Source organism: Pseudomonas sp. JR33AA, assembly GCF_021378985.1.
GTDB classification, from domain to species: Bacteria; Pseudomonadota; Gammaproteobacteria; order Pseudomonadales; family Pseudomonadaceae; genus Aquipseudomonas; species Aquipseudomonas alloputida.
Window position 1 is genome coordinate 105,865 of the sequence record NZ_JAJSAW010000004.1, and the last position, 22,819, is coordinate 128,683.

Below are 22,819 nucleotides of genomic sequence, written 5' to 3' on the forward strand. Positions count from 1 at the left end.
CGATGCGCCTGGGCCTGGTGCTGGGTGACCAACTGTCGTTCGACCTGGCAAGTCTGGCGTCCCTTGACCCTGATCGCGATGCGGTCCTGATGGCGGAAGTGGAAGGGGAGGCCCGATACGTACCGCATCATCCGCTGAAGATCGTGCTTATCTTCAGCGCCATGCGGCACTTTGCCCAGGCCCTGCGTGAACGGGGTTGGCAGGTGCACTATGTCGAGCTGGACGCCGCAGGTAACAGCGGCAGCATCGTGGGTGAGCTGCGTCGATGGCAACACACCTTGGGCGCCACCCACATTCACCTGACCGAGTGCGGTGAGTGGCGCCTGGAGCAGGCCTTGCGTGATGCCGCACTGCCGCTTGTGTGGTTTCGCGACACGCGTTTTCTGTGCTCGCGTGAAGCCTTCGGGCGCTGGGCCACAGCACGTCGCCAGCTGCGTATGGAGCACTTCTACCGTGGCATGCGCAAGCGAACCGGCCTGCTCATGGAGCCTGACGGCAGCCCGGCAGGTGGGGCCTGGAATTTTGATCGCGACAATCGCAAGCCATTGCCACGGCAGCTGCGTGGCCCGTTCGCCGCGCATTTCGCGCAAGACGACATCACGGCAGCGGTGGTGGCCTTGGTGCGTCAGCGCTTCAGCGACCACTATGGGGATATCGACGGCTTCGACTACCCCGTGACCCACGCCGAGGCACAACAGCTCTGGCAGCATTTTCTGGATTTCGGCCTGGCGGCATTCGGTGACTACCAGGACGCGATGGCCGAAGGCGAGCCGTACCTGTTCCATGCGCGCATCAGTGCGGCGCTCAATATCGGGCTTCTGGATGTGCGTCGTCTGTGCGACGACGTCGATAAAGCCTGGCGCGAGGGGCGGGCGCCGCTCAATGCCGCCGAAGGCTTCATTCGCCAGTTGATCGGCTGGCGTGAGTATGTGCGCGGCATTTATTGGCAGCGTATGCCGGAGTATGCCGGGCTCAATCACCTGAACAACGACCGGGCGCTGCCCGAATTCTACTGGACCGGGCGCACCCGCATGCGCTGCATGGCGCACGCCATCGGGCAGACCCTGCGGTTGGGCTACGCTCACCATATCCAGCGGTTGATGGTGACCGGCAACTTCGCCTTGCTGGCCGGTATCGTGCCAACCGCGATTTGTGAGTGGTACCTGGCGGTCTACATGGACGCCTTCGAGTGGGTCGAACTGCCCAACACGCTTGGCATGGTGATGCACGCCGACGGCGGCTACCTAGGGTCCAAGCCGTACTGCGCCAGTGGTCGTTATATCCAGCGCATGTCCGATCATTGCAAGGCGTGCAGTTACAGGGTCGACCAGGTGACCGAAGAGGATGCCTGCCCGTTCAATGCCTTATATTGGCACTTTCTCATTCGCCATCGCCCCCAGCTTTCGGCTAACCCGCGCCTGGCCCTGGTCTATCGCAGCCTCGAAGGCATGCCCCCTGGGCGTCGCGATGCCGTGTGGCAACGTGGCCAGTCATTGCTGGCGCGGCTCGATGCGGGGCAGGCGTTATGAAAAAGAGCCTTCTGCCGAGCAAGGTGTGCGTGGTGTGTGGCCGGCCGTTCAACTGGCGCAAGCGCTGGGCACGCTGTTGGGAGCAGGTGCGCTACTGCTCCGAGCGATGTCGCCGGTCAGCGCCGCGACGCGACGCGTACCAGCAGGGGGAGGGCCAAAGCCCATATCGGCATCAGTAGCAGGCTGGTTTCCAGCGCGCCGAATGGCAAGGCGACATCTGCCAGCCTGGCGCCGCCTACATAGGCCAAAGGGCCGCCAATCGCCCCCAGCAGTACGCCGCTTCGCCAGTGCCTGCCGGCCCATGCCAGGCTGTGACGCATACCGCTGGCCAGCACCAACCACAGCAGCGCCAGCCACAGCGGCAGGGGCCAGGCATCGAAACCAAACACCCCCAGTGCTCCCAGCACGCTGTCGAGCGCGCAGCCGACAACCGTCACCCGCAACAGCGCCTTGACCTCGGCATTGATGTCCGGGCAAAGGCGCAGGTGCACTGCCACGCCCGGAATCACCAGCAGCAACAGCAAGGGGCGCTCGGCGCCCAGCACGCAGACCCACCAGCCGGCTTGCAGCCAGAGGGCATTGGCGATCAGCCAGCGGCTGCGCATCAGGCACTGCCAGGCAAGGGCGCGCGGCGTGCCTGGGGGGCTGCCCAGAGCAGGTGTGCGACACCGATGGCGCGTTCCTCGAAACCGCCTTGGCAGTAGCAGAGGTAAAACTCCCACAGGCGCTGGAACATCTCGTCGTAGCCAAGCTCCGTCAGCGCAGTGCGTGCCTGACGCAGGTTTTCGCGCCAGTGTCGCAGGGTGTGTGCATAGTCCAGGCCGAAATCCTCCATGTGCACGAGGTTGAGGCCAGTGTTCCGGCTGGCGGTGTCGAGCAACACGCTTAGCGAAGGCAGGGCGCCACCGGGGAAGATGTAGCGCTGGATAAAGTCGACCGAGCGCTGCGCTTGGGCATAGCGCTGGTCGCGGATGGTGATCGCCTGCAATAGCATCAGGCCCTCAGGCTTGATGAGCGAAGCACACTGGCGGAAATACACCGGCAGGTAGCGATGGCCGACTGCTTCGATCATCTCGATCGAAACCAGTTTGTCGAACGTGCCTTGAAGGTCGCGGTAGTCTTCGCGCAGCACTTGCACGCGCTGCCCCAGCCCCAGGGCCTGAACACGCGCCAGGGTATGGCTGTACTGCGCCTCGGAGAGCGTCGTGGTGGTGACCCTGCAGCCGTAACGGGTGGCTGCGTGGATCGCCAGGCTGCCCCAGCCGCTACCAATTTCCAGCAGGTGATCGTCAGGGTTCAGTTCGAGTTTCTGGCAGATGCGCTCCAGCTTGTGCAACTGCGCCTGCTCCAGCGTTTGCCCAGGGTGTTCGAATTGCGCGGCCGAATACATCATGGTGGGGTCCAGTAGCCGCTCGAACAGGGCATTGCCCAGGTCGTAGTGCGCCAGAATGTTGCGCCGGGCGCCGCGCTTGTCGTTGCGGTTGAGCCGGTGCAGCAGGCGCAGGGCTGGGCGGCCCAAGCGGGCCAGGCCGCCCTCGAGCGCATCGAGCACTTCGAGGTTGGCGACGAACAGGCGGGTCACCAGCGCCAGGTCGGGGCTGCGCCAATAGCCGTGAATGTAGGCTTCGCCAGCACCGATCGAGCCATTGCCGGCGATCAGGCTCCAGGTGGCGTCATCGAGGATCTCCACCTCGGCCTGCAACGGGCTGTCGGCATCACCGAAACTCCACTGCTGCCCGTGGCTGAGCAGCCGCAGGTGGCCGTGACGCAGCTTGCCCAACTGGGTCAGCACGGCGCTTCGTGCCAGGCCGCCAAGCAACGGCGCAAGGCCTGCGAACTTGCTAACGCTCAGGGTGGGATTCGACATCATCAAGGTCCTCGCAAGGTTGGCCGAGCGCCAGGTCACCCTGGCAGGTGGTGTGGTCATGCACGGGGGTGCGTTTGAGTAACAGGCGCAGCGCTTGCCAGTAGATGGCCGAGACAGTGCGCAGGCTCATCCATGGGAAGTTCAGGACATACCGACGTAGCGCTGTGCCATCCAGTGGCGTGCGGCGCAGGGCGAGGTCGGCCTCGAACACCTTTGTGCCGCCTTGCCAGTTCTGCATGTGAATGCGTACATGGTCCGTGTCCAGGAAGAAGCGCAGGCGATAGTCCATGTCCAACGGCATGAACGGCGACACGTGGAAGGCCTTGGTCACGCTGAAGGGCCTGGCAAGGTTGCCTTGCACCGGTAGCACGTAATGAAAGCGTTCACGCCAGGGCGTGTTGCGCACTTCCATCAGGATCGCGGTCAGGTGCCCGTCGCGGTCATGGCAGAAATAGAAACTCACCGGGTTGAACGACAGCCCCCAGCAACGCAGTTGCGTGAGCAACTGTACCCGGCCCTCGGGCAGGCGCCCCGTCGCCTGCCCGACCAGCGAGCGTGCAGCCTGGGCCAGCGATTCGCCTTGGCGGGTCTGGGCGGGCAGGTAGTCGGTCTCGCGCCAGCACAACGGCGCCAGGCGCCAGCGCCCCAGCCAGCGTGACAGGCCCAGCAGCCAGGGTTGTTCGTCCAGGTCCAGGTAGAACATGCCGATCCGGTAGCGGAACGCGTGGAGCCGCGGCGTCAGCCGTCGGTGGCTGATCCAGCCCAGGCAAAGGCTGCTGTTCACAGTTGCTCTCCGAAGTGCGCGGCCACCTTCAGTGCGCTGACCACCCCGTCTTCATGAAAGCCATTGCCCCAGTAGGCGCCACAAAAGTAACTGTGCTGCTGACCCTGCAGTTGCCCCTGGCATGCCTGGGCGGCCGACGCTGCAACGCTGTACTGGGGATGTGCGTACTGGAAGCGGGCGATGACCTGCGCCGGGTCTATCAGTGCGGTCTGGTTGAGGCTCACGCAGAAGGTTGTCGGTGCCTGGATACCTTGCAGAATGTTCATGTTGTAGGTCAGCGCGGCGGGAGCGTGCTCAGGGCCGCCCAGGCGGTAGTTCCAGCTGGCCCAGGCGCGCTGGCGGCGTGGCAGCAGGCGAGTATCGGTGTGCAGCACCACGTCGTTGCTGGCGTAATCGATGGCGCCGAGTACGGCGCGCTCCTGGTTGCTGGGGCTTTCCAGCAGTGCCAGGGCCTGATCGCTGTGGCAAGCGAACACCACATTGTCGAAGCGTTCGGTGCCGGCCGCACTCACGAGGGTCACCCCACCGTCGTCGCGGCTGACGCGGTAAACCTTGCAGTTGAGGCGGATACGTTCGGCGAACGGTCGGCACAGCGGCGCGACATAGCTGCGCGAGCCGCCTTTGATCACACGCCACTGTGGACGCTGGTTGACCGACAGCAGGCCGTGGTTGCGACAGAAGCGCACGAAGAACTCAAGCGGGAAGTGGAGCATGTCTGCGCGAGACATCGACCAGATCGCCGACCCCATCGGGACGATGTAATGTTCGATGAAGCGCTGCCCATAGCGGTGCGTCTGAAGGTAGGCGCCCAGCGTGGTGCTGGCATCGATACGCTGGTGGTCCAGGTCGGTCAGTGCCTGACGGTTGAAACGCAGAATGTCCCGGATCATCCCCCAGAACCCTGGAGACACCAGGTTGCTGCGTTGGGCGAACAGGGTGTTCAGGTCGTGGCCGTTATATTCCAGGCCCGTGATCGGGTCATGCACGGAAAAACTCATCTCGGTCGGCTGTGACGGGACCTTGAGCTGGTCGAGCAAGCGGATGAAGTGCGGGTACGTCCAGTCGTTGAAGACGATGAAACCGGTATCTATTGCATGGCGCTGGCCTTCCCAGACCACATCAAGGGTGTGCGTGTGGCCACCGACCCATTGCTCGGCCTCGAAAACCGTGACTTCGTGTTTGCGTGACAGCAAATGGGCGCAGGTCAGCCCCGCGATGCCACTGCCGATGATTGCTATACGCATGGGTCATCATTCCTGTTCATGACGGGCGAGGCGTTGGCCCAGCGCCAGGCGCAGGCGCGCGGGCAGCGCCCCGAGCAGGCGCAACACCAGGGTGAAAAGAACGGGGAAGTTGATTTCCAGGGGGCGGCGGGGCAGGCGCCTGGCGATATGCCGAGCGGCACGCTGCGCAGACCACAGCTGTGGCATTGGGAAATCGTTGCGACGGGTCAGTGGCGTGTCCACGAAGCCTGGGCTTACCAGGGTGACCGCGATGCCCTCGCGAGCCAGGTCGATTCGCTGTGACTCCACCAGATAGCGCACTGCGGCCTTGGACGCGCCATAGGCGCCAGCGCGGGGCAAGGCCAGCCAGGTCACCGAACTGCCCATCACCACCAGATGGGGGCGCTGGCCGGCGCGAAGCAAGGGCAGAGCCGCCGCCAGGCAGTAGCTGACGCCCAGCAGGTTGGTGCGCATGACGCGCTCGACCAACGCCGGATCGAAGCGCTCAGGCTCCAGGTATTCGCAGGTGCCGGCATTGAGAATGGCCATGTCCAGGCCGCCCCAGGCCTGCTCGATATGCGCAGCGATGCCGGCGACCTGTTCCGGGTTGTCAAGATCGCCGATGGCCAGCAGTACCTGCCCGGGAAACCGTTCGGCCAGCGGGGCAAGGCGATCGGCGCGACGCCCGCCCACGGCGACCTGGTGGCCTTGCTCCAGGAGGATTTGCGCGAGCGCGGCACCGATACCGCTGCTGGCGCCGGTCAGCCAGCAGCGGCTCATGCCAGCCTGCCTTTGAGCCAGCGGATCGCAGTGCCCATGACGGGAAGGTGCTCATAAAGCAGGGCACCGGCGTCGAAATAGTCCTGGTGAAAATGCACACGGTCGCGCCACTGCAGGCAGCTGCACCCTTGCAGCGTGATCGGCTGGCCGCCAGCCAGGCGCGGGTGGCAAAACTGCAGCGTCCACCGCAGGTAGCCCTGGCCGGGCTTTACCTCGTCAGCGCTGGTGAAGGCGTAGCGGATATCGGTGGCGTTGGCGTACAACTGCTCGAAGTAGGCGCGCAGGGCCTGCAGCCCCTGTATCTGGTGCAGGGGATCACGAAAGGTGACATCGTCGCTGTACAGTTTATCCAGCGTGTCGAGGCTAGCCCCGTCAAGGCGGGCGAAGCGCTCGGCAAAATGCTGTAGGTACGCTGACATACTGGGCTCCAGGCAATCCTGTACAAAATTCGATTGTTGTACAGGTATAACTGAAGCCTAAGCTTTTATCTATACAAGTCAACGGTCTTGTATAGGTTTTTTGTCAGCGCTTGGGCTGGCCCTGCTGCCGGCGCAGTTCCGCCACTTCAGCCTCCAGCTCGCGAACCCTTTCCTCGGCGAATATCTGCGCGGTGACATCGCGCTGGATGCCGATGTAGTAGGTCAGCTGGTCCGCCTCGTTGTGCACGGGGGTGATGGACAACTCGTTCCAGAACAGGCTGCCGTCTTTGCGGTAGTTGCGCAGCACCTGGCAGCAGGGGCGGCCTTCGCGTATCGCTTCGCGGATGTTTGCGATGCCCGGCTGGTCGTGGTCCTCGCCCTGAAGGAAACGGCAGTCCTGGTAGAGGATATCGTCGGCGCTATAGCCGGTCAGACGTTCGAAGGCCGGGTTGACGTAGATAAGGATGCTCTCATTGCCTTCCTGTTCGGCGACGACGATGCCATCGTTGGAATGCTCGACCATCAGTTGCAGGAGTTTTGCGTTGATCATGGGGCTCACCTACAGACAATTCGTATGCGATGTGCGCCAAAGGCTTGCGTGCAGCAGCGTTTGGCGCCGTTTGTTGCATGATGAACCAAGGAGGCTCGCCGCAGAAGGTGCATCTGGGTTTAGAATGTATCACCCCCTGGATGACACCTCGTTATGACTGACGCCACCCCACCCGAACTGCTACCCATGCGCGATGTGGTCAGCCTGACCGGCATCAATCCGGTGACCTTGCGTGCCTGGGAGCGGCGTCATGGGTTGATACGCCCGCAGCGCACCGAAGGCGGCCATCGCTTGTACACGGCCCAGGATGTGCAGCGCATACGCGACATCCTGCGCTGGACCGCCAATGGCCTGCCCATCAGCAAGGTCGGTGACAGGCTCGCCAGCCAGCCTGAAGCGCCAATGCAGCAGCCCTCGGCCTTTGACGATTGGCGCGCCGCCGTCGCGCGCGCTTCCAGGGCATTCGATGCGCAGGCGCTGGAAGCGATCCATGGGCAGCTGTTCACACTCTTGCCAAAGGCCACGGTGCTGCGGGAAGTGCTGATGCCGGTTTGGCATGAGCTGGCTTCAGGCACTGCCCCGGGCCAGCGTAGCCAATGGTTGTTTCTTGATACGTTCTTGCGCGCCCGCCTGCTGCTGCGCTTGCAGATGAACCAGGCCGATGGGCCACGGGTGCTGCTGGCAGGCACCGAAGGGCTAGCCGAATTCCAGGTGTTGTGTGCGGGGCTGCTGTTGAGCAGTGAGCAACACCGCATCGAAGTGCTCGGCTGCGGGCAGCCGCTCGAAGAGCTCCCGCTGCTGTGTGCGGCGATGCAGCCTGCAGCCGTGGTGATAGCGCTGCAGCCGCCGGTGAGCCCTGCCTTGGCCAAGCGCCTGCGTTCCCTGCAGATGGACATTGCGTGTCCGCTGGCCTTGACTGGCGAAGGGCTGGCCGGTGTGCAAGCGGCCTTGCACGGGCTGCCGGTGTGCCTGCTGGACGAGCATGGTGCTGACGTCGCGCGTGTGCTGGACGCCTTGCTCAGGGGCATGCTGGACGTTTGAGCCTGGCCCTGCCCGATGCTCAAGGGGGGCGCAGTGTGGCCTGCTCCTTGGGCACGGGGTTTCCGGGGTTTCGTACAGCGCTCAGTTCGCGGGCAAGAGGATCACGAATTTCTTCTTCATGTCTTCCACTACGGTCCATTTGCCCTTGGCGCCCGGTTCGATAATGAACGTGTCGCCAGCGGCCAGTGTGACTGGGGCACAACCCTCAAGCTCGATGACGCAGCATCCACTCAGGACATGGCAGAACTCCCAGACCTTGTAGTCAATGCGCCACGCCCCGGTGCTGGCTTCCCATTCTCCGCAAATGCGGCCTTGCTGTTCATCGTGATAATACTTGGACGTCAGCGTGTGAGGGCTGCCTTCCAGGACTTCTTCAAAGAAGGGAAGGTCGCGCAGCGGTTGAATATCCAGTTCGCGGAACACGGTCAGTTTCTGGTTCATGGCTGTTTCTCGAGCACGTTGTGAGTAGGGCGATACATTAAATAGGCTTCACCGGTTACGCCCAGCATCGGGTGCGGAACGATCTGGCAGGTTTTAACAATTTGAAACCCATGACGTTCGTAGAAGCGGCGTGCACCGTGGTTTTCTGCGTAATCGATCAGGCACAACCCATCAAGGCCCGCGTCGTCAGCGCGCTGCTGGGCGTGGCGAAGAAACTGGGCGCCCAGCCCCTGGCTCCGCCAGGCCTCATCCAGTGCCAGGCTGGATATGTACAAGGTATCGGGTATTTCCATGTCGGAATAAGGCGCGAGGACGGGGTCGGTCTCGACTGGCCTGTCAGGCGTTGCACGCAAGGCATAGCTATGCATCATGCCGATGACGCGCCCCTCGAAAGTGGCCATCAGGCAGTTCTTGTATGAAAAGTCGCCCTGTTCTCTGGCATAGCGAGACGCACCGACACTCAGCAATGATTCTCCAGGTGCGGCGAGCTTGCTCCATATGTAATCGGCCATCCCCTCCGATGTCAGTTGAAAGAAGCGCGCAATATCATGCGCGTCCGAGACTCGAGCGGGTCTGAAGTCGATAGGCATGTACAGTGCTCCCAGGGTGCCAGGTGTCAGTTTTCAAGGGTTACGCCTTTGGCTGGGAGGCAGGGTAGACGGTTGAAGCGGTTCCCATGATGCTCTGCGCGAACACCATCGGCATGGCGTGCGACACAGCACTCATGCCCAAATGCACGTGGCTTTAACAGGCTCGGGATGGCGTGGGTACTCAATCGAGCAGTCGCCGCAGGACATGAAGCGAAAAGCGGGCGGGGCAGCGCGGTGGCTGCCCCGGGTGCTGCTGCAGCGGCGCTTCAGGTCAGGTCGAGGCGATGGATGACCTGGGTCGGATCATCCGGGTCGGTACTGGTGGTAAACCCTGCCGCCTTGGCCAGGTCGCGCATCGCCAGGTTGGCGGCTGAGTCGATCGAGTACATCTGCCGCAGGCCCTTGGCCCGGGCATGGTCGGTAAGGTGCTTGAGCAACAGGCGGCCAAGGCCATGATGCTGCCAGCTATCGAGCACCGTGACCGCGCACTCGCATTCATCCTTGCCGGCCATGGCGGCGTAACGGGAAATGCCCACTTCTTGTAGCTCACCGTCCACATGGGCGAGGGCAACGAAGGCGGCTTGTCTGTCCTGGTCGATTGCCATCAACTGGTCGAGCATGGCCTCGCCGGGCGCCTTGATCTGGCACAGAAAGCGAAAATGCCGCGACTGCGGTGACAGTCGCTCGATGAAGGCCCTTTCGCGCTCCCTGTCCTTGGCTTGCAGTGGCCTGATCAGTACGTGGGTGCCATTGTCGAGGGCTTCGATCCAATGCTCGCCCGCAGGCTTGGGAAACGAGGGGGCGGTGTGTTGACGGGAAGGGTCCGTAGGAGCCATGGCAGTCATCCTCGTGTGTTGGAAATGAACAATGGAGGCTTAGTTTCGGCACTCGGCCCTGCGCCAACTTGACAGTTGTCAATTCCACGGTTGACGGATGTTGTCATCGGTCAGGCGGGGATCGAAAGCGGATCGTCCAGGATCAGGGTCGCTCCGCCGTTGCCTGTGCCGTAGGTCAGGCCATTGTCGGCCTGCATGACCGGGTCGCAGCGCTCGGCATGGTTCTCGCTGCGCATCAACACTGTTTGCTGTTGTACAGCTGATCAGCAGTAATGTCGTCTTGCAGGCATTGAAGCTGCTTCGAGCAATCTCTATGCCCTTGTAAATAAAGAAAATATTTATTGGCATGAATTGTGTTGATAGAGCATTGAAAGGCGCCGAAACAGGGTGCCGAGCCTATCGAGCAGGAGCCCCCATGCCACGTGAAATTCGTTTGAACGCCTTCGAGATGAACTGTGTCGGCCATCAGTCGCCCGGACTCTGGAGGCACCCCAGGGATCGCGCCTGGCAATACAAGGATCTGGAATACTGGACGGACCTGGCCAGGTTGCTTGAGCGCGGTAAGTTTGACGGCATCTTCATCGCCGACGTGATCGGCATCTACGACGTGCTGGGCGGCAATGGCGATGCGGCCATCCGCCAGGCGACCCAGGTTCCGGTCAATGACCCGCTGGCGCTGATCACCCCGATGGCGCTGGTTACCGAACACCTGGGTTTTGGCCTCACCGCCTCGCTGACTTTCGAGCACCCTTATCCGTTCGCCCGGCGCCTGTCGACCCTGGATCACCTGACCAAGGGGCGCATCGGCTGGAACATCGTTACCTCCTACCTCGACAGCGGCGCGCGCAACCTCGGGCAGAAGGCGCTGAGCGACCACGATGCGCGCTACGACTACGCCGATGAATACCTTGAAGTGCTCTACAAGCTGTTCGAAGGGAGCTGGGAAGAGGGCGCTGTGCTGCGGGATCGCGAGCGCGGCATTTTCAGCGATCCGAACAAGGTTCATGAGATCCGCCACCAGGGCAAGCACTTTCAGGTGCCCGGCATCCACCTCTGCGAGCCTTCGCCACAGCGCACACCGGTGCTCTATCAGGCGGGGGCGTCGAGCCGTGGCAAGGACTTCGCAGCCGGGCACGCCGAGTGCGTGTTCGTCGCCGCACCGTCCAAGGTGATCCTGAAGAAAACCGTGGCCGACATCCGCCGTCGCGCTGCCGAGGCCGGGCGTGATCCACGCAAGGTGCTGATCTTCAACCTGCAGACGGTGATCGTCGACGAGACCGACGCCAAGGCTCAGGCCAAGTGGCAGGAGCTCGCGTCATATAGCAGCTACGAAGGTGCGCTGGCGCTTATCTCGGGATGGACGGGTATCGACTTCGGTCAGTATCGGCCCGACCAGGTGCTCAAGCATATCCATACCAATGCCATTCAGTCGGCAGTGGAAACCTTTTCCACCGCCGACCCCGACAAGCAATGGACGGTGCAGGAACTGGCCGATTGGGTCGGTATTGGCGGCTTCGGCCCGTTGATCGTCGGCAGTGCGCAGACCGTCGCCGACGAGCTGCAGGCCTGGGTCGAGGAAACCGACGTGGACGGCTTCAACCTGGCTTACGTCCTGGCCCACGAAACCTTCCGCGATGTGGTCGACCTGTTGGTGCCCGAGTTGCAGAAACGCGGCGTGTACAAGACCGAATATCGTTCCGGAACCTTGCGCGAGAAGCTGTTCGGTGATGGCCCGCGACTGCCCGCCAACCATCCTGGCGCCGGCTATCGCGACCTCAATCAGCAACGCGAATACGTCAGTGTCGGCCCGGCAGTGCCGGCCTGAATCGGCAGAGGAGTCATCGCATGAGCATACATGAACGCTATCCGCCGTTGCCCGACATAGTGGCCGACAGCGCCCTGACGGCGCTGCAACGTTGGGCCAGAGAACGCCCGACACAAATCGCCCTGCGTCATCGCCGTCTCGGTGCGTGGAAGGCCTGGCGCTGGATCGATGTGCTGCGCGAGGTCGATCGGGTTGCCGATGGCTTGCGCCAGCAGGGTTTCACCCCTGGCGCGCGACTGGCATTGAGCGGTGCCTTCGAGCCGAGCCTGCTGATGCTGGCGTTGGCCGCCCACCAGCTTGGCGGCCAGAGCCTGGTGATTGGCCGCGACAGCCGTGGCGATGACCTGCAACGGCAACTGCGCCAGGCACATGCGTCGTTCGCCTTCGTTCAGCGCCGTGAAGACGTGTCGCACTGGTTGGGTAGCGGCCTTGCCGAACTGTGGCCACTGCGTTTGTTTTCCGCCCAGGCCAATGCCGTGAGCAACGGCTTGTGGCAGGTGCAGCCGCTGTCGACGCTGTTTGTCGGCGAGGCGCCGGTGGCGCAGCGCCAGGGTTGGGCGCAGGTCGCAGGCGATGACGTGCTGTGGATCGTTGAGGGCACCGAATGGAGTGAGGGATTGGGGCATTTGCTGCGCCGCTGGTTGCAACATGGCGAAGCTCTAGCCTTCCCGGAGACTAGCGAGTCTGCTGGTCGCGATCGCCGCGAAATCGCCCCGACCGGGTTGTTGTTGTCCGCTGCGGGAGCCCAGGCGCTGGCTGACGAAATCGATGCCCGCCTGGCGCCACCAGGCAGTTGGCGACGGCGTCTGTGTGACTGGACGCTGGAGAATCCACACCGGGGCTTGCGTCGCTGGCTGAAGCAGCGGGTGCGGCGTCTGCTCGGCTTCCATCGCGTGCGTCGGATCGAGGTGCCAAATACATCTGTCAGCGTGGCGCTACAAGGCCCGGCACGCTTGTCATGGCTGCACGAATATCAGGAGCGCGCGGCATGAGTGCTTTGCTGGAGGTGCGCAACGTGTCGCTGTCGTTCAAGGGCGTGAAGGCGATTTCCGACTTGTCCTTCAGCGTCAGGCGCGGCGAGATCTGCGCCCTGATCGGGCCAAATGGCGCCGGCAAGAGCTCGCTGCTGAATATCCTCAATGGCGTCTACCGGGCCGATGCCGGCCAGCTGTTCTTCGCCACCGAGCCGTTGCGCCGGCCGCACCCGCTGCAGGCGGCGCGGCTGGGGATCGGCCGTACCTTCCAGAACAATGCGCTGTTCAAGAAAATGAGTGTGCTGGACAACCTGCTCACCGGTCTGTCGCGTTTCCAGCGCAGTTTCTTTCTCGAACAGGCGCTGGGCCTGCCACGTGCCCGGCGCGAGGCCCGGGCTTTTGCCGAGCGCGCCGAGCAGGTGCTGGCGTTCCTCGAGCTGCAACCCTGGCGCGATGTTGCCGTGGGCAGCCTGGCCTATGGCCTGCAGAAACGCGTTGAGCTGGGGCGTGCGCTGATCGCGCAGCCGACCCTGCTGCTACTCGACGAGCCGATGGCGGGGATGAACGCCGAAGAGAAACAGGACATGAGCCGCTTCATCGCCGATATCAACCGTGATCTCGGCACCACGGTGATTCTCATCGAACACGACATTCAGGTGGTCATGGGGCTGTCCAGCCATGTGGTGGTGCTGGACTACGGGCGTAAGGTCGGCGATGGCACACCGGCCGAAGTGCAGGCCAATCCCGATGTGATCGCCGCCTACCTGGGAGCGCCGCACGGATGAACTTCTTCCTGGAGACCTTGATCGGCGGCTTGCTCGCCGGGACCCTGTATTCGCTGGTGGCCATCGGCTTCGTGCTGATCTACAAGGCCAGCGGCGTGTTCAACTTCGCCCAGGGCGCGATGCTGCTGTTTGCTGCGCTGACCTTCGTTAGCCTCCACGAGCAGGGCCTGCCGATCGCCCTGGCGTTGGCCCTAACCGTACTGGTGATGATCGTCGGCGCGCTGTCGATCGAGCGCCTGGTGCTGCGGCCCCTGGTCAATCGCTCGCAGATCACCCTGTTCATGGCCACCCTTGGCCTGTCTTTCATCATCGAGGGCCTGGCCCAAGGCTTGATGGGCGCCCAGGTACGTGCGCTGGATCTGGGCATCGAGGACGTCCCGCTGTTCGTCGGCGAACTGATGATCAGCCAGTTCGACCTGGTCGCCTCTGGCGTTTCCGCCTTGTTGGTGGCGGTGCTGGCGTTGCTGTTCAACACAACCCGCATCGGTGTGGCCTTGCGTGCGGTGGCTGACGATACCCGCGCGGCGCTGTCGCTGGGCATCAACCTCAACCGCATCTGGCAGATCGTCTGGGCCGTGGCCGGCATGGTCGGGCTGGTGGCCGGGCTGCTCTGGGGGGCGCGCCAGGGGGTGCAGTTCTCGCTCTCGCTGGTCGTGCTCAAGGCGCTGCCGGTGCTGATCATCGGCGGCTTCACCTCGATTGGCGGAGCCATCGTCGGCGGGCTGATCGTCGGCGCCGCCGAGAACCTCGCCGAAGCCTACATCGGCCCACTGATCGGCGGCGGCATCACGCCCTGGTTCGCTTATTTCCTCGCCCTGATATTCCTTTACATCCGTCCGGCCGGCCTGTTCGGCGACCGGGCCATCGAACGGGTATGACGCAATGACCGCTACCGTTTCACGCTTGGGCGCCGGCTTCGACGAGGCGCCGCTGACCCTGGTGCGCCGTCGCTGGCCAGTGGGCCTGCCGTTGTTGCTGCTGGTGGCCTTTGTCGGCTTGCCCTGGCTGGGCAACGACTACTGGCTCAACGCGATCCTGATACCCTTCCTGGTGCTGTCGCTGGCCGGGCTGGGGCTGAACGTGCTGACCGGCTACACCGGGCAGACCTCGGTCGGTGCCGCCGGCTTCATGGCGGTGGGCGCCTTCGCCACCTACGGTCTGCTGCTGCGGGTGCCCGGGCTCCCTTTGCCGCTGGCGCTGATCGGCGGTGGGCTGATTGCCGGCCTGGTCGGCTTGCTGTTCGGCATTCCCAGCTCGCGGATCAAGGGTTTCTACCTGATGGTCACCACGCTGGCTGCGCAGTTCTTCCTCGAGTGGGTGTTCGCCAAGTTTCCCTGGTTCTACAACCATGCCTCGTCCGGCACCATCAGCGCACCGCGCCTGGAGTTGTTCGGCCACAGCCTGGCCTCGCCGGTCGGTCGCTACCTGCTGACCCTGAGCTGCGTGGTGCTGCTGACCTGGGTCGCGGTCAACCTGGTGCGCAGCCAGGTTGGGCGCAACTGGATGGCGATCCGCGACATGGACACCGCCGCCTCGGTCATCGGCATTCCAGTGGAGCGCTACAAACGCCTGGCCTTTGCCGTCAGCTCTTTCTACCTGGGCATCGCCGGGGCGCTCTGGGCCTTCGCCTACCTGGGCACGTCCAGTGCCGGCAGCTTCGATATCAACCGCTCGTTCCAGATCCTCTTCATCATCATCATCGGTGGCATGGGCAGTATCGCCGGCAATTTCATCGGCGCCGCTTTCATCAGCCTCACACCGATTCTGCTCAGCCATGCCGGGCAGTGGCTGTTCGGCGGCAACGTCGATGCCGGGCAATTGCAGAACCTGCAGAAGATTCTCTTCGGCAGCCTGATCATCTGGTTCCTGATCAAGGAGCCGGAAGGCCTGGTACGCCTGCTCGGCAACCTGCGCGAACGTATCAGGGTCTGGCCGCTGCGATTCTGAGCACGACCGCCGCTTTCCATCAACCTTGACCCGGCCGCGGGAAAGGAGGTTTTCACCCCAGCACAAGAAGCTCACACTATGCGCAAACCCTTGCATCGCCACCTGCTCGTCAGCCTCTTCGTGATTGGCGTCCAGGCCCTGTCGCCGGTCGTCACCCAGGCCGCCGACAACCAACAGTTCATTCCCATGGCCACCTACCGGGTCGGCGCCTATGCCTCCAGCGGGATTCCCTGGTGGGCCGGGGAGATCGACTATTTCCGTTACATCAACGAGGTGGAAGGCGGCATCAACGGCGTCAAGCTGGTCTGGCAGGAGTGCGAGACCGAATGGAACGTCGACCGTATCGTCGAGTGCTACGAGCGCTACAAGGATGGCAAGGATGGCGCACCGACGGCGTTCTTCTTCACCCACAGCACTCCGGGGTCCTATGCGCTGATGGAGAAGGGCGCAGCCGACCGCATCCCGCTGATCGATGGTGCCGGCGGGCGCACCGAGTCTACCGACGGCAGCGTGTTCCCTTATGCCTTCCCACTGCTGCTGAACTACTACGGTCAGGCCTCGGTGGGCATCAACTACATCGCCGAGCGCGAAGGCGGCTTCGACAAGCTCAAAGGCAAGAAGATCGTCACCGTCTACCACGACTCGGCGTACGGCCGGGAAACCCAGGCGCCGATGAAGCTGCTGGCGGAAACATACGGCTTCGAGAACATCCAGATTCCGGTGGCCGATCCGGGCAATGAGCAGTCGGCGCAGTGGCGCCAGGTGCGGCAGATCAAGCCAGATTGGGTGTTCCTGCGTACCTGGGGCGTGTCTACTCCGGTCGGCATAAAGACGGCCGCGCGCTTCGGCATCCCGGTGGAGCGCATCATCGGCGACGTCTGGGCCGGCTCCGAGGCCGACGTGCTTCCTGCCGGCGCGGCGGCCGAGGGCTATCAGGCCCTGGCGCCGTTCCCCGGTGGCGATGGTTTCGAGATTCACGAGCGCCTGCGCCAGCACATCCTCGATGTCGGCAAGAGCGACCTGAAGGATAAGCGCTACTTCGGCAAGGTGTACTACAACATCGGCCTGATCAATGCCGCGATTGCCGTCGAGGCGCTGCGCACCGCCCAGGGCAAGTTTGGTCACCGCCCGCTCACTGGTGAGGAAGCGCGCTGGGGCTTCGAGCATCTGAATATCGACGCCGCGCGCCTCAAGGCCAGTGGCTTCGAAGGGCTGCTGCCACCGCTGCAGCTGTCCTGCTCCGATCACGAGGGCGGTGGTGCGGCCCGCGTTCAGCAATGGGACGGCGAAAAATGGGTGCTGGTGACCGACTGGATCCAGGCCGACCGCACCACCTTGCGTCCGCTGATCGAGGCCAAGTCCGCCGCCTATGCCCAGGAGAAGGGCATCACCCCGCGTGATTGCGCCAACGAGCAATAAACCCCTATGACCTACGCTCGGCCACCGTCGCGTGGGCCGGGCGGCTGTGGAGAAAGACCATGCATGCAACCCTGAAACGCAGTATCGCCGCCTTCGGCCTGGCGCTTGCGAGCTACGCCGCGCTGCCGGTGGCGGCCCAGGCGGCCAATGAACAATTCTTCCCGCTAGCCACCTACCGAGTCGGTGCCTATGCCTCCAGCGGCATTCCGGTGTGGGCCGGGATGATCGATTACTTACGCTACATCAACGAAGTCGAAGGCGGCATCAATGGCGTGAAGCTGGTCTGGCAGGAGTGTGAGACCGAGTGGACGGCCGAGAAGGGCATCGAGTGCTACGAGCGCTTCAAGAACGGCCTCAACGGCGCTCCGGTGGCGGTCTACCAGCCCAATGGTGCGCCGGCTGCCTATGCCCTGGCGGACAAGGCCGAGGCCGACCGGATTCCGCTGATCACCCTCGGCTATGGTCGTACCGAGGCCACCGATGGCCGCGTCTTTCCCTACAACTTCCCGGTGATGCTGACCTTCTACAGCGAGGCTTCGGCATTCATCAACTACGTGGCCGAGCGTGAGGGAGGGCTGGACAAGCTCAAGGGCAAGAAGATTGCCACCGTCTACCACGACTCCGCCTATGGCCGGGAAACCCAGGGGCCGCTGAAGCTGCTGGCGGAGAAGTACGGCTTCGAGAACATCCAGATTCCCGTCGCCGACCCGGGTAACGAGCAGGCCTCGCAGTGGCGCCAGGTGCGCCAGCTCAAGCCGGACTGGGTATTCCTGCGCACCTGGGGCGTGTCCACCCCGGTGGCGATCAAGACCGCGGCGCGCTTCGGCTTCCCGGTCGACCGCATCATTGGCGACATCTGGGCCAGCTCCAATGAAGACGTGCTGCCAGCCGGCGAGGCGGGCAAGGGTTATCTGGCCCTGACGCCCTATCCGGGCGGTGCCGACTTCGACATCCACCAGCGCATCAAGGAACACATCCTCGACAAGGGCAAGAGCGACCTCAAGGATCCGAAGAGCTTTGGCAGCGTCTACTACAACTCCGGCCTGGTGAATGCCGCCATCGCCGTCGAGGCGATCCGCGCCGCGCAGAAGCACTTCGGCGCACGCCCGCTCAATGGCGAGGAAGGGCGCTGGGGCCTGGAGCACCTCGACCTCGACGATGCGCGCCTCAAGGCGATCGGTTTCCTGGGGCTGATGCAGCCGCTGAAGCTGTCGTGCAGCGACCACGAGGGTGGCGGTGCCGTCAAGGTGCAGCAGTGGGATGGCCAGCAGTGGAAGCTGATCACCGATTGGGTGCAGGCCGATCATGCCACCCTGCGCCCCCTGATCGACACCAAGGCTGCCGAGTACGCGAAAGAGAAAGGCGTGACGCCCCGCGTGTGCGACGCGCCGTGAGCGCGCGCTTTCCAGCTGTGGCAGGGGCTTTGGCCGCGACCGGGACGGGCAACGCATTTCAAGGCTTGGGGGCGGCAGGCGCCGCCCGCTGAACGACGACCAGAGGGCAATAATCCATGACCAATGCGACGCTTCCAGCCGCCGTCAGCAGCGAACTGCTGGCAGTGGAGGACATCGAGGTGATCTACGACGGCACGATCCTCGCCGTGGCCGGTGTATCCCTGCGGGTCGGGCAGGGCGATATCGTCGCCTTGCTAGGCGCCAACGGTGCTGGCAAGAGCACCACACTCAAGGCTATTTCCGGCCTGGTGCAGGCTGACCGGGCGCAGGTCAGCCGTGGCCATATCCGTTTCCAGGGGCAGGACACCGCAGGTGTCGCGGCCAACCTGCTGGCACGCCAGGGTATCGTCCATGTGTTGGAGGGACGGCATGTGTTCGCCCACCTGACCATTGAGGAGAACCTGCGCAGTGGCGGCTTCCTGCGTAACCCGACGCGGCGCCAACTGGAGCAGGATCTGGAGCGCATCTATGCCTGGTTCCCGCGCTTGAAGACCAAGCGCAAGACTCAGGCTGGGCTGACTTCCGGTGGTGAGCAGCAGATGCTCGCCATCGGCCGCGCGCTGATGACCAAACCGCGCCTGGTGCTGCTCGACGAACCCTCGATGGGCTTGGCGCCGATCATCGTCGAGGAGATTTTCGCCATCGTCGCCCAGCTCAATGCGCAGGAGGGCGTGAGCTTTCTGGTGGCCGAGCAGAACATCAACGTTGCCCTGCGCTATGCGAGCCATGCCTACATCCTGGAAAACGGCCGAGTGGTAGGTGAGGGCAGTGCTGCCGAGCTGGCCGCGCGGGAAGATATTCAGCATTTCTACCTGGGCGGCAAGGCTGACTGAGCGGTGGCGACGGCTGTGGAGCGGCGCAGTCATACCGCCTTTTACTGAGTAGGTGATGTTCCATTCAACGCGGCCCAGGCCGCGTTTTTTTCGCCCTGACGAAAGCGCTGTGGCGCCGGCAACAGCAGTTGTGCAGATTGCTTCGCAGACGGTGCGTCATAGTGTTGAGGAAGTTGTTCAATTGCTTGAATAACAATGGTTTTTTCTGTTGGCATGGTTGTTGGAACAACGGGATCTGCAGCGCCTGGAAAGGCGCCTACCTCGTCATTCCAAGGACCACTGCCATGCGCTCTACCGCTTGCTACAGAACAGCTCTTTCTCTGGCCATCCTGCTGGCCAGCCCCGCTTTTGCCGACAGCGATGATGAAGGCTTCATCGACGGCACGCGGGTCCATGTGCTCAACCGCAATTTCTTCTTCAGCCAGGACTATCGCAACGGCGACTTTACCCTCAACCCCAATAATGGCGAGCGGCAGAGCCTGCATCGTGAATGGGGCCACGGCATCATCGCCAATCTGCAATCCGGTTTCACCCGTGGCACTGTCGGCTTCGGCGTGGATGTGCAGGGGCTGGTCGGGCTCAAGCTCGATGGCGGCAATGGGGCGGTCGGCAATGGTGTCGGTGTGCCTGGCATCGTGTCGCGCTCGGGGAGCAACTTCGATGGCGAGCCGAAGGACAGCTACGGCAAGGTTGGCACCGCGCTCAAGGTGCGCGCCTTCGACACCGAGCTGCGCTATGGCGACGTCAGCCCGACCAGCCCGGTGCTGCACGCCAGCGACATTCGCCTGCTGCCGCAGACGCTGCGCGGCTTCATCTTCAACAACAACTCGCTGGATGGCCTGAGCCTGCAGGGCGGCAAGCTGGAGTCGAGCAGCGACCGCAACGCCAGCAACCACCGTGGTGATCTCGGCACCGTCTATGCCGGGCGTATCAAGGGGGCCAACGATGTGGTGTACCTGGGTGGCGATTACCGGTTCAACGACCAGCTCACCTTGCGCCTGCACAGCAGCCGCCTCGACGACGTATGGAACCAGTCGTTCTTCAGCGTCGACCATGTGCAGCCGCTGGGTAGCGAGCTGAGCCTGAAGACCGGCCTCAATTATTACCGCACCCGTGACAGCGGCCAGGCGCTGGCCGGCCAGATCGACAACGACTCATGGAGCGTGCATGCCGGTCTGGCCGCTGGCGCTCATGGCTTCAAGCTGTCCTACACGCGCATCGATGGCGACACGCCGTTCGACTACGTGTGGAACACCTATGACCTGCAGCTGGATGCCGCCTCGCAGGTTTCCGACTTCAACAACCCCAATGAGCGAGCCTGGGAAGCCCGTTACGACTATGACTTCGCCCCGCTTGGCGTCCCTGGGCTGAGCCTGACGGCCCGCTACGTACGCGGTACCGACATCGACGGCACGCGCGCCGGTGGCGCTTACAGCTACTTCAATGGAACCGAGGACGGCCGCCACTGGGAGCGCAACCTGTGGCTGAAGTACGTGCTGCAGAGTGGGCCGGCCAAGGACCTCTCGTTCAACCTGATGCAGGCCACCCACCGCGTCGGTGGCGATCACGTCGCCGAGTCCAATGTCGACGAACTGCGGCTGATCGTCCAGTACCCGCTGGATATCAGCCTCTGAGCACCAGCTAACGGTCTCGCGAGATACCGCCATGCAACACCGATGGCGGCCTGGCAAAAACAGGCGAGGAGCGGTCGGCAGGTTCTGAGGCAAGTGTCCGCCCGGCAACAGCCAATCCACAGTTTGCCGCCACAGGTGCTTTTCCGATTATCTGGATTGCACGTCAACCCATTGAATATGAAGGATTTTCCTGGTTGGTACGGGCTGTGCACTAGCCCTGGGGAATCCATCACGCTTGGAGCAACACATGACCCAGTCACAACCCGCCGATCTGCGTGAGCAGGTCAGCTCGGCGCCACGGCGCCCGGCACAGATCATCCGTAGCGACGCCGAAGCCATCGAGGTGGCGCAGCGCTTGGCCGAGGATTTTGCCCGTGAGGCGGCCTGGCGTGATCGCGAGCGGCGGCTGCCCTGGGAGGAACTGGAGCGCTTTTCCGAAAGCGGTCTGTGGGCGATCAGTGTGCCCAAGGCGCACGGCGGCGCCGGGGTGTCTTATGTCACCCTCAGCGAGGTGATCGCGACCATCTCCGCCGCCGACTCATCACTCGGCCAGTTGCCGCAGAACCACTTTGGTGTGCTCAGCAACCTCGGCCTGACCGGCAGCGAGGCGCAGAAGCGCCGCTACTACGCCAAGGTGCTGCAAGGCTACCGTTTCGGTAACGCCTTTTCCGAGGCGCGCAGCCAGTACGTCACCACCTTCCAGACGCAGATCCGCTTCGACGGCGACAGCGCCGTGCTAGATGGCGAGAAGGCCTACTGCACGGGGGCGCTGTTCGCCCACATCGTCCCTGTCGCAGGTGTCGACGAGGAGGGCCGCCCGCACATCGCCTTCGTGCCACGCGATGCCGCTGGCCTGACGGTGATCGACAGTTGGGATGGCTTCGGCCAGCGCACTACAGCCAGCGGCCAGGTGCGTATCGAAGGCGTCCGGGTGCCAGCGAGCGATGTGATACCGGCCTGGAAGGCCTACAACCAGCCAACCGCTGATGGCCCGATCTCGCAGATCATCCAGGCCGCCGTAGACACCGGCATCGCCCGTGGTGCCTTTGCCGAAACCCTGCGCGTGGCGCGTCAGGCACGCCCCTGGGTCGACAGCGGCTTGCAGCATGGCTGGCAGGATCCACTTGGCCAGGCGCTGATCGGCGAATTGGCCTGGCGCCTGCAGGCGGCCGAGGCGATCTTGCAGCGCGCTGCCGAGGCCGTCGATCGCGCCGTCGCCGAGCCTAGCGAAGAGCACGTTGCTGAAGCCTCAGTGGTGGTCGGCCAGGCCAAGGTGCTGTCTACCGAGATTTCCCTAGAGGCGTCCAGTCGCCTGCTGGAGCTGGGCGGCACGCGCAGCGTTTTGGCCAGCCAGGGGCTGGATCGCTTCTGGCGCAATGCGCGCACCCACACGCTGCATGACCCGGTGCGCTGGAAGTACCACCTGGTCGGCAATCAACTGCTCAACGGCATCAAGCCGCAACGTCATTCCTGGAACTGAGGTCACGCCATGTCCAACACCCATTCCCAAGGCCGGGGCGACCTGGCCCATGCCCGTCATGTCGAGGCCGCTCTGCTTGACTACCTGCGCGGGCAGAGTGCACGCCATGAAGCGCTGGTCATCGCTGCAGTCGGCGAATTGCGCATCCGTATCGATGCCGCCGACGCGTTGCTGGCACGCGCCGACGCCTCGCAGTCGGCCGCCATCGCTTTTCGTTTGGGCGCCGCCGAGGCCGCGCGCCTGGCCGCGCAGACGCATTTCGAACTGGTCGGCAGTAGTCTGCCGCGTCCACAGCCGGGCAGCGCCGAACCGGCACTGCCCACTCAACGGCGACTGCTCGGCGACCACTACCTCAACGGTGCCGCCTTGGCAGATCAGCAAAGGGCGCAGGCATGAGTCGAATCCTGA

At 63.5% G+C, this 22,819-nt stretch carries 25 protein-coding genes; 14 read left to right on the forward strand and 11 right to left on the reverse strand.

Annotation, left to right across the window (positions count from 1 at the left end; all coding sequences use genetic code 11):
- The first annotated feature begins 2 nt into the window (after positions 1-2).
- Together LVS58_RS08615 and LVS58_RS08620 are read left to right on the forward strand one after the other, a co-directional pair.
- Positions 3-1,529: a cryptochrome/photolyase family protein gene (locus tag LVS58_RS08615; protein WP_233690703.1), complete on the forward strand. Its 1,527-nt coding sequence runs from the start codon at positions 3-5 to the stop codon at positions 1,527-1,529.
- Positions 1,526-1,708, forward strand: a complete 183-nt coding sequence (locus LVS58_RS08620; protein ID WP_233690704.1) for a DUF2256 domain-containing protein — start codon at positions 1,526-1,528, stop codon at positions 1,706-1,708. Before LVS58_RS08615 ends, LVS58_RS08620 begins: the two co-directional genes overlap by 4 nt.
- Here LVS58_RS08620 and LVS58_RS08625 read toward each other — a convergent pair.
- The 7 genes from LVS58_RS08625 to LVS58_RS08655 all read right to left on the reverse strand — a co-directional run bounded on the left by LVS58_RS08625 (position 1,646) and on the right by LVS58_RS08655 (position 7,152).
- The gene (locus LVS58_RS08625) at positions 1,646-2,134 is read right to left on the reverse strand and encodes a DUF2878 domain-containing protein (RefSeq protein ID WP_233690705.1); all 489 of its coding nucleotides are present in this window, start codon (positions 2,132-2,134) and stop codon (positions 1,646-1,648) included. The two genes, LVS58_RS08620 and LVS58_RS08625, sit on opposite strands and share 63 nt — an antisense overlap.
- Complete coding sequence (locus LVS58_RS08630) at positions 2,134-3,396, reverse strand: SAM-dependent methyltransferase (RefSeq protein ID WP_233690706.1); 1,263 nt, start codon at positions 3,394-3,396, stop codon at positions 2,134-2,136. The genes LVS58_RS08625 and LVS58_RS08630 overlap by 1 nt, the downstream gene beginning before the upstream one ends.
- The gene (locus LVS58_RS08635) at positions 3,371-4,180 is read right to left on the reverse strand and encodes a DUF1365 domain-containing protein (RefSeq protein WP_233690707.1); all 810 of its coding nucleotides are present in this window, start codon (positions 4,178-4,180) and stop codon (positions 3,371-3,373) included. The genes LVS58_RS08630 and LVS58_RS08635 overlap by 26 nt, the downstream gene beginning before the upstream one ends.
- Entirely contained in the window at positions 4,177-5,424 is a 1,248-nt protein-coding gene (locus LVS58_RS08640) for an NAD(P)/FAD-dependent oxidoreductase (RefSeq protein WP_233690708.1), read from the reverse strand. Before LVS58_RS08640 ends, LVS58_RS08635 begins: the two co-directional genes overlap by 4 nt.
- Before the next feature lie 6 nt (positions 5,425-5,430).
- Positions 5,431-6,183, reverse strand: coding sequence for an SDR family NAD(P)-dependent oxidoreductase (locus LVS58_RS08645; RefSeq protein WP_233690709.1), 753 nt, complete (start codon positions 6,181-6,183; stop codon positions 5,431-5,433).
- The gene (locus LVS58_RS08650; protein ID WP_233690710.1) at positions 6,180-6,602 is read right to left on the reverse strand and encodes a nuclear transport factor 2 family protein; all 423 of its coding nucleotides are present in this window, start codon (positions 6,600-6,602) and stop codon (positions 6,180-6,182) included. The genes LVS58_RS08645 and LVS58_RS08650 overlap by 4 nt, the downstream gene beginning before the upstream one ends.
- Positions 6,603-6,705: 103 nt before the next feature.
- Complete coding sequence (locus LVS58_RS08655; RefSeq protein WP_233690711.1) at positions 6,706-7,152, reverse strand: PAS domain-containing protein; 447 nt, start codon at positions 7,150-7,152, stop codon at positions 6,706-6,708.
- 153 nt (positions 7,153-7,305) lie between these two features.
- On the opposite strand from LVS58_RS08655, the gene LVS58_RS08660 reads away from it, so the two are divergent.
- Positions 7,306-8,193, forward strand: a complete 888-nt coding sequence (locus LVS58_RS08660; protein WP_233690712.1) for a MerR family transcriptional regulator — start codon at positions 7,306-7,308, stop codon at positions 8,191-8,193.
- An 81-nt stretch (positions 8,194-8,274) separates the two neighbouring features.
- On the opposite strand, the gene LVS58_RS08665 is transcribed toward LVS58_RS08660, so the two are convergent.
- From LVS58_RS08665 to LVS58_RS25045, 4 genes are all read right to left on the reverse strand, one after another.
- On the reverse strand, positions 8,275-8,634 hold the full coding sequence (locus tag LVS58_RS08665) for a cupin domain-containing protein (protein ID WP_233690713.1): 360 nt from the start codon (positions 8,632-8,634) through the stop codon (positions 8,275-8,277).
- On the reverse strand, positions 8,631-9,224 hold the full coding sequence (locus tag LVS58_RS08670) for a GNAT family N-acetyltransferase (RefSeq protein ID WP_233690714.1): 594 nt from the start codon (positions 9,222-9,224) through the stop codon (positions 8,631-8,633). Before LVS58_RS08670 ends, LVS58_RS08665 begins: the two co-directional genes overlap by 4 nt.
- Before the next feature lie 266 nt (positions 9,225-9,490).
- Positions 9,491-10,060 (reverse strand): GNAT family N-acetyltransferase, encoded by a 570-nt coding sequence (locus LVS58_RS08675; protein ID WP_233690715.1) that lies wholly within the window; start codon positions 10,058-10,060, stop codon positions 9,491-9,493.
- A gap of 110 nt (positions 10,061-10,170) precedes the next feature.
- Positions 10,171-10,296, reverse strand: a complete 126-nt coding sequence (locus LVS58_RS25045; RefSeq protein WP_267954355.1) for a hypothetical protein — start codon at positions 10,294-10,296, stop codon at positions 10,171-10,173.
- Between the two features lie 179 nt (positions 10,297-10,475).
- Here LVS58_RS25045 and LVS58_RS08680 point away from each other — a divergent pair, with 179 nt between their 5' ends.
- The 11 genes from LVS58_RS08680 (at position 10,476) to LVS58_RS08730 (ending at position 22,807) form a co-directional block, all read left to right on the forward strand.
- Positions 10,476-11,885, forward strand: coding sequence for an LLM class flavin-dependent oxidoreductase (locus LVS58_RS08680; RefSeq protein WP_233690716.1), 1,410 nt, complete (start codon positions 10,476-10,478; stop codon positions 11,883-11,885).
- Positions 11,886-11,905: 20 nt separating this feature from the next.
- On the forward strand, positions 11,906-12,877 hold the full coding sequence (locus LVS58_RS08685; RefSeq protein WP_233690717.1) for an AMP-binding protein: 972 nt from the start codon (positions 11,906-11,908) through the stop codon (positions 12,875-12,877).
- Positions 12,874-13,644 carry an ABC transporter ATP-binding protein gene (locus LVS58_RS08690; protein ID WP_233690718.1) on the forward strand — a complete coding sequence of 257 codons (771 nt, stop codon included), beginning with the start codon at positions 12,874-12,876 and terminating at the stop codon, positions 13,642-13,644. The genes LVS58_RS08685 and LVS58_RS08690 overlap by 4 nt, the downstream gene beginning before the upstream one ends.
- On the forward strand, positions 13,641-14,522 hold the full coding sequence (locus LVS58_RS08695; RefSeq protein ID WP_233690719.1) for a branched-chain amino acid ABC transporter permease: 882 nt from the start codon (positions 13,641-13,643) through the stop codon (positions 14,520-14,522). The genes LVS58_RS08690 and LVS58_RS08695 overlap by 4 nt, the downstream gene beginning before the upstream one ends.
- Positions 14,523-14,526: 4 nt before the next feature.
- A complete protein-coding gene (locus LVS58_RS08700) occupies positions 14,527-15,591 on the forward strand; it encodes a branched-chain amino acid ABC transporter permease (RefSeq protein ID WP_233690720.1) in 1,065 nt (354 codons plus the stop codon).
- A gap of 78 nt (positions 15,592-15,669) precedes the next feature.
- The gene (locus LVS58_RS08705; RefSeq protein ID WP_233690721.1) at positions 15,670-17,010 is read left to right on the forward strand and encodes an ABC transporter substrate-binding protein; all 1,341 of its coding nucleotides are present in this window, start codon (positions 15,670-15,672) and stop codon (positions 17,008-17,010) included.
- A gap of 59 nt (positions 17,011-17,069) precedes the next feature.
- Positions 17,070-18,404 carry an ABC transporter substrate-binding protein gene (locus LVS58_RS08710; RefSeq protein ID WP_233690722.1) on the forward strand — a complete coding sequence of 445 codons (1,335 nt, stop codon included), beginning with the start codon at positions 17,070-17,072 and terminating at the stop codon, positions 18,402-18,404.
- A 116-nt stretch (positions 18,405-18,520) separates the two neighbouring features.
- Positions 18,521-19,297 (forward strand): ABC transporter ATP-binding protein, encoded by a 777-nt coding sequence (locus LVS58_RS08715; protein ID WP_233690723.1) that lies wholly within the window; start codon positions 18,521-18,523, stop codon positions 19,295-19,297.
- Between the two features lie 284 nt (positions 19,298-19,581).
- Positions 19,582-20,931: an OprD family porin gene (locus LVS58_RS08720; RefSeq protein ID WP_233690724.1), complete on the forward strand. Its 1,350-nt coding sequence runs from the start codon at positions 19,582-19,584 to the stop codon at positions 20,929-20,931.
- A gap of 247 nt (positions 20,932-21,178) precedes the next feature.
- Positions 21,179-22,411 (forward strand): SfnB family sulfur acquisition oxidoreductase, encoded by a 1,233-nt coding sequence (locus LVS58_RS08725; protein ID WP_233690725.1) that lies wholly within the window; start codon positions 21,179-21,181, stop codon positions 22,409-22,411.
- Between the two features lie 9 nt (positions 22,412-22,420).
- On the forward strand, positions 22,421-22,807 hold the full coding sequence (locus tag LVS58_RS08730) for a hypothetical protein (protein ID WP_020193806.1): 387 nt from the start codon (positions 22,421-22,423) through the stop codon (positions 22,805-22,807).
- Positions 22,808-22,819: the final 12 nt, after the last annotated feature.